The sequence below is a fragment of the Corallococcus macrosporus genome, from assembly GCF_017302985.1.
Taxonomy (GTDB): domain Bacteria; phylum Myxococcota; class Myxococcia; order Myxococcales; family Myxococcaceae; genus Corallococcus; species Corallococcus macrosporus_A.
This window is the reverse complement of record NZ_JAFIMU010000006.1, coordinates 590,403-596,402: the sequence shown is the minus strand read 5'-3', so window position 1 is coordinate 596,402 and position 6,000 is coordinate 590,403. Positions and strand designations below refer to the sequence as shown.

At 72.0% G+C, this 6,000-nt stretch carries 8 protein-coding genes; 6 read left to right on the top strand and 2 right to left on the bottom strand.

The features are described 5' to 3' along the window. Nucleotides 1-125: biopolymer transporter ExbD (locus JYK02_RS12215; protein WP_207051114.1), on the bottom strand; the 125-nt coding region annotated here is incomplete at its 3' end. Between the two features lie 15 nt (nt 126-140). Further along, a complete protein-coding gene (locus JYK02_RS12210) occupies nt 141-869 on the bottom strand; it encodes a MotA/TolQ/ExbB proton channel family protein (protein ID WP_207051089.1) in 729 nt (242 codons plus the stop codon). Between the two features lie 42 nt (nt 870-911). Here JYK02_RS12210 and JYK02_RS12205 point away from each other — a divergent pair, with 42 nt between their 5' ends. The 6 genes from JYK02_RS12205 to JYK02_RS12180 are packed head-to-tail and all read left to right on the top strand — an operon-like array spanning nt 912 to nt 5,988. Next, nucleotides 912-1,742, top strand: coding sequence for a DUF4292 domain-containing protein (locus JYK02_RS12205; protein ID WP_207051088.1), 831 nt, complete (start codon nt 912-914; stop codon nt 1,740-1,742). A gap of 59 nt (nt 1,743-1,801) precedes the next feature. Continuing rightward, a complete protein-coding gene (locus JYK02_RS12200; protein ID WP_207051087.1) occupies nt 1,802-2,554 on the top strand; it encodes a general secretion pathway protein GspE in 753 nt (250 codons plus the stop codon). A gap of 9 nt (nt 2,555-2,563) precedes the next feature. Beyond that, nucleotides 2,564-3,553 carry a general secretion pathway protein GspE gene (locus tag JYK02_RS12195; RefSeq protein WP_207051086.1) on the top strand — a complete coding sequence of 330 codons (990 nt, stop codon included), beginning with the start codon at nt 2,564-2,566 and terminating at the stop codon, nt 3,551-3,553. Continuing rightward, nucleotides 3,550-4,560 (top strand): oligopeptide/dipeptide ABC transporter ATP-binding protein, encoded by a 1,011-nt coding sequence (locus tag JYK02_RS12190; protein ID WP_207051085.1) that lies wholly within the window; start codon nt 3,550-3,552, stop codon nt 4,558-4,560. Before JYK02_RS12195 ends, JYK02_RS12190 begins: the two co-directional genes overlap by 4 nt. Then, the gene (locus JYK02_RS12185; protein ID WP_207051084.1) at nt 4,557-5,612 is read left to right on the top strand and encodes an ABC transporter ATP-binding protein; all 1,056 of its coding nucleotides are present in this window, start codon (nt 4,557-4,559) and stop codon (nt 5,610-5,612) included. The genes JYK02_RS12190 and JYK02_RS12185 overlap by 4 nt, the downstream gene beginning before the upstream one ends. Further along, the gene (locus JYK02_RS12180) at nt 5,581-5,988 is read left to right on the top strand and encodes a DUF2085 domain-containing protein (RefSeq protein WP_207051083.1); all 408 of its coding nucleotides are present in this window, start codon (nt 5,581-5,583) and stop codon (nt 5,986-5,988) included. Before JYK02_RS12185 ends, JYK02_RS12180 begins: the two co-directional genes overlap by 32 nt. The last annotated feature ends 12 nt before the right edge of the window (nt 5,989-6,000 follow it).

The following is a 6,000-nucleotide window of genomic DNA, read 5'->3' as shown; positions in this document are numbered from 1 at the left end:
CTGGTCACCATGAAGATGATGAGCAGCACGAGCATCACGTCCGTCAGCGGCGTGATGTTGATCTCCGCGAAGCCCGCGCCCTCCAGCTCGTCATCGCCGGAGCCGGGCGTCTTTCCCATGGCCATGGTGGGCGTCTCTCCTTACGAGGCGGGCTGCGGATCCGGCCGCGGGGCAGGGGGCGTGGCGCTCTCACGCGAGGGCGTGGACTCCGGCAGGGCACCGCCGGCGGCGCGCTCCTTGAGGACCTCCACGAACTCGTCGCCCAGGAGGCGCAGCTCCACCAGCACCCGGGACAGGCGGGCCTGGAAGTAGTTGTAGAAGACCATCGCCTGCACGGCGACGAGGATGCCCACGGCGGTGGCGACGAGCGCCTCCGAGATGCCCGTCATCACGGCCGCGGAGCCGCCGGTGCCGCCGGCCTCCACGTCCACGCCCAGGTCCTTGAAGGACCGCATGATGCCGGCCACGGTGCCGAAGAGGCCCACGAAGGGCGTCGTCGAACCGATGGTGGCGAGCAGCCACAGGTTGCGCCGCAGCTTCAGGCCCACCTGGGCGCGCTCGCGCTCCACGGCGGACTCGATGCCGTTGCCGCCGGTGGAGCGGGAGCGCTCCCAGCGGTCGAAGCCGGCGAGGAAGATGTCGGCCGCCACGGCGTCGGAGCGCTCGGCGGCGGTGCGGGCGGCGGCCACGTCCCCCCGGAGGAGGTGCTTCTGGACGATCTCCCCCAGGTTGCGGGAGCGCTCGCTCACGCCCCAGAGGGCGATGAGCCGCTCGATGGCCACGCCCAGGGCCACCACGGAGGCGCCCAGGAGGAGGGCGAGGGTGACGCCGCCCAGGCGAAGGTAATGAAGTAGATCGTTCAGATTCATGATGGATGACCGGGCAGGCGGCCCTGGCTCACACTAGGACATATGAACCGCGCAGCCGCCGCAATCTTCCTGGCCCTCCTCTGTTCGGCCTGCCCCAAACGCCTCGAGTTCGGTCCGGAGGGCCGCATCGAGGACGCCCAGACGCTCTACCAGCACGTGCGCGAGCGGCAGGCGAAGGTCGTGAACCTGGAGGGCGACGCCAAGCTCCACGTCGACTCGCCCCAGGGCAGCGGCACCCTCTCCACGTACCTCTCCATCACCCGCCCGGCACTCATCCACCTGGAGACGTACGACTTCTTCAACCGCCCGGTGGCCTCGCTCGTCTCCGACGGCGAGCGCTTCGGCGTCTACCAGGCGCGTGAGAACACGTACCTCCAGGGCCCCGCGAGCGCGGAGAACGTGTCCCGCTTCCTGCCCGTCGTCCTGCCGAGCGAGGAGCTGGTGGCGGTGATGCTGGGCCAGGTCCCCCTGCTGCCACCGGAGTCCATGACCCTGGAGCTGGACGAGAAGGAGCGGGTGTACGTGCTGAAGCTCCAGCGGGGGCCCGCGACGCAGACACTGCGCGTGGACCCCAAGCACCTGCGCGTGGTGAAGAGCGAGGTCCGGGGCGTGCCGGGCTACGACCTGGCGTTCGAGGACTTCGAGCCGAGAGGCGACCAGCTCTTCCCCGGCAAGGTGCACCTCATCGCCTCCACGGCGGACACGAAGCTGGACCTGAAGTACACGGACATCCGCCTCAACGGCCGCCCGGACCTGACGCTCTACGAGCTGGCGCCGCCCGAGGGGGCGAAGGTGGTGGACGTCGACGCGCGGGGCCAGGAGGTCCGCTCGGGGGACCCGGTGTCGCCCCCACCCCCCGCGCCGGGTTCCTGAGCATCCAGGCGTCGAAAGGCAGCGCCCCGGCGCAAACCGGGTACTATGGCGCGCACGACATGGCACAGATCAAGCTCGGAGAACTGCTGATCAAGGCGAACGTCCTGCAGGAGAGCCAGCTCAAGGCGGCGCTCGCCGAGCAGGCCAAGTGGGGCGGGAAGCTGGGCGAGATCCTCGTCCGGATGAACCTCGTCTCCGAGGACATCCTCGTGCGCGCCCTGTCGAAGCAGCTCGGCATGCCGGCGGTGAACCTGGACGCCGTGCAGGCCGTTCCGCCGCACGTGAAGGCCAAGATTCCGGCGCAGACGGCGCGCGACTTCTCCGTCGTGCCGCTGCAGCTGCGCGACGACGGCAAGACGCTGGTGGTCGCCATGTCCGACCCGCTCAATGTCCGCGTGCTGGACGAGCTGCGGGCCCTGTCCAAGTGCCGCATCGTGGCCAACGTGGCGGGGCGCACCTCCGTGGCGCGGGCGTTCGCGCGCCTCTACGAGGAGACGGCGGAGCTGGAGGACGCGGACACCAACTTCAAGGTGGTGGACGCGCAGGGCCGCACCGTCGTGAAGAACCTCAAGGACCTGGACCCGGCCGCCGCCGTGGCCATGTCCCCCAAGCCCGCCGCCGCGCCGCCCCCGCGTCAGGCGCCCCCGGCGGAAGCGCCCCGTGCGGCCGCCTCCGGCAGCCCCGCGGAGCTGCTCAAGAGCGTGGAGGAGGTCCAGCGCAAGGAGGTCGCGGCGCTGAAGGCCATGGTGGAGCTGCTCATCGAGAAGGGCGTTTTCTCCCGCGAGGAATACCTCGCCAAGGTCAAGCGGTAGCCCCCGGCCATGCGCAAGAAGATTGGTGAACTCCTCGTCCAGGCCGGAGTGGTGACGGACGAGCAGGTGAAGCAGGCCCTGGCCTCCGGCCGTCGCGGCCAGGGCCGCAAGCTGGGCGAGGTGCTGATGTCCATGGGCCTGTGCACGGGCCGGGACATCGCGCGGGCGCTGGCGGCGCAGCACGCGCTGCCCTTCGTGGAGATCCCCGAGTACATCCCGCACGCGGTGTCCTCGCTGGTGTCCATGGACTTCCAGACCGAGCACCGGGTGCTCCTCTTCGCGTCGGAGCAGGAAGGGCGCAGCGAGCGGATCCACGTCGCGGTGGAGGATCCGGGCAACCTGACGCTGGTGGACGAGCTGCGCTTCCAGCTGCGCAAGCAGCTCAAGGTGTTCGTCGCCGCGTCGGATGACATGGAGCAGGCGCTCGCGCGCGGCCGGGGCGAGCCCCTGGACATCGTGGAGGCTGAACCGATGGACATGGACGAGGACGATTCGCCGGACATCCTGCCGCCGCCTCCCGCCGCCGCCCGGCCCCCGGCGCCGCCGCGCCCGCCCGCGCCGCCAGCGCTGGACTGGGACCTGCCCCCGCCGCCGCCCCATGATTCGGGCGTCGACGGCGCGGAGGTGCTGGAGGACATCCTGGGCTCCAAGCCCCGTCCCAAGGCCCCGCGTCCGCCGCCGCCTCCCGCTGCCGCCCGGCCGCCGCCCCCTCCGCCCTCCGAGCCGGAGGACCCGAACAAGCCGCGCGTGCCGGTGGTGCTCTTCGGCGGCGCCGCGCAGGGCTCGAAGCCGTCCGTGGCGCTCACGCCCAAGCCGGACTTCTCCGAGGAGGACCTGGCGGTGCTGGACGACATCGACCGCATCTCGCGCGGCGAGGAGGCCAGCCTGGACACGGAGAAGGTGAAGCCCGCGCGCATGGTCGCGAGCCTCATCCGCCTGCTCATCCGCAAGGGGCTCATCCAGGAGGCGGAGTTCCTGGAGGAGCTGGCCCAGAAGTGACCGGCGTCGCGCCGTCCCCGCTGCTGGACGTGCGGGGGCTCGTCACCCAGCTGTCGCTCCCGCGTGGCACGGTGCGCGCGGTGGACGGCGTGTCCTTCACCGTCCCTCCCGGCGGCACGCTGGGCGTGGTGGGGGAGAGTGGCTGCGGCAAGAGCCTCACGGCGCTGTCGGTGATGCGGCTCGTCCCCCAGCCACCTGGACGCGTGGTGGCCGGCGAGGTGCGCTTCCGGGGCGAGGACCTGCTGGCCCTGCCAGAGAAGGAGATGCGGCGCGTGCGCGGCCGGCACGTGGCCATGGTCTTCCAGGAGCCCATGACGTCGCTCAACCCGGTGTTCACCGTGGGCGAGCAGATTGGCGAAGGCGTCCGGCTGCACCTGGGCGCGACGCGGGTGCAGGCGCGCGAGCGCGCGGTGGAGATGCTCCGGCAGGTGGGCATCCCGGCGCCCGGCGAGCGCGTGGACGCGTACCCGCACCAGCTCTCCGGTGGGATGCGCCAGCGCGTGATGATCGCCATGGCGCTCGCGTGCGACCCGGCGCTGCTCATCGCGGACGAGCCCACCACCGCGCTGGACGTCACCATCCAGGCGCAAATCCTGGAGCTGCTCAAGCACCTCCAGGCCGAGCGCCACATGGCGGTGATGCTGATCACCCACGACCTGGGCGTGGTGGCCGGAAGCTGTGACGCGGTGGTGGTGATGTACGCGGGCCGCATCGTGGAGCAGGCCCCGGTGCGCGAGCTGTTCGCCCGGCCCGCGCACCCGTACACGGCGGGCCTGTTGCGCTCCATCCCGTCGCTGCACGACGCGGGCGCGGCGGCGGAGGGCGGGCGCCAGCGCCTCAAGGCCATCCCCGGCATGGTGCCGTCGCTGGGCGCGCTGCCGTCCGGGTGCGCGTTCCGCGACCGCTGCGACCGCGCCACCGAGCTGTGCGCCCGCGTGACGCCCGTGCTGGAGCCCAAGCGCGGAGGCCAGTCCGCCGCCTGTCACCACCCGGTGCCCGCGCCATGAGCGAACCCCTGGTGCAGGTGCGCGACCTGAAGGTGCACTTCCCGGTGCGCGGCGGCTGGCTGGACCGGACGCGCGGCACGGTGCGCGCGGTGGACGGCGTGTCCTTCGACGTCGCCCGCGGCGAGACCCTGGGCCTGGTGGGGGAGAGCGGCTGCGGCAAGAGCACGCTGGGGCGCGCGGTGCTGCGCCTCCTCGACCCGACCGCTGGCTCCATCCGCGTGGCCGGGCGGGAGCTGACCGGCCTGTCGCAGCGCGAGCTGCGGCCGCTGCGCCGGCAGATGCAGCTCGTCTTCCAGGATCCGTACGCGTCGCTCAACCCGCGCATGACGGTGGGGGACATCCTCGCGGAGCCCTTCGCCATCCACGGCCTCGCGAAGGGCAGGGCGCGCGAGGACGAGGTGCTGGCGCTGCTCGACGCCATGGGACTGCCCCGCGAGGCGCGCAGCCGCTACCCGCACGAGTTCTCCGGCGGCCAGCGTCAACGCATCGGCATTGCACGTGCCATCGCGTTGCGTCCGGAGCTGGTGGTGGCGGACGAGCCCATCAGCGCACTGGACGTCTCCATCCAGGCGCAGATCGTCAACCTGCTGGTGGACCTGCAGCGCGAGCGCGGGCTCACGTACCTCTTCATCGCGCACGACCTGAAGATCGTGGAGTACGTGTCCACGCGCGTGGCGGTGATGTACCTGGGCCGCATCGTGGAGGTGGCGCCGTCGCGCGCGCTGTACGCCGGGCCTCGCCATCCCTACACGCAGGCCCTGCTGTCCGCGGTGCCGGTGCCGGACCCGGAGCGTCCCCGCGCGCGGCTCTTGCTGCCGGGTGAGCCGCCCTCGCCCCTGTCACCGCCGACCGGCTGCGCGTTCCACCCGCGCTGCCCCCATGCGATGGACCGCTGCCGGCGCGAGTCGCCGCCGCTGTATCCGCTGGGGGGAGGCCACGCCGCCGCGTGCTTCCTGGCCGAGGCGGATTCGCGGAACGCGCAGGACGGGACCGCTGTTTCCGCGTCCGCAGGAGGTGCCGGTGTTCTGGCTCAGCCATCATCACCCGGATGAGTACAACCGCACGTACGTGCTCGCGGGCGTGCGCGTGTGCGCGCGGTGCCTGGGCACGTACCCCGTGCTCGCCGCCGTGTTCCTGGGCCTGTTCGCGCTGAAGGCGCCGCTCCAGTGGGCGTGGGACGTGCCCGTCGTGCTGGCCCTCACGCTGCCCGCGCTGGTGGACTGGGCGGTGGGACGCTTCCGGCCCGCATCCGGTTCCAACTGGCTGCGCACGCTGACAGGCGTCCTCCTGGGGGTGGGGCTTGGCCGCTCGCTGTACGTGCACGTGCAGCGCCCGCTGCCGGCCGTATTGCTCGCGCAGGCACTTCTGGTGACAGGGGTGGCGGTCCCTGTCATTCTCGCCACTTACCGGCGGCCACGGCCGGAATAGACCTTTCGCGCA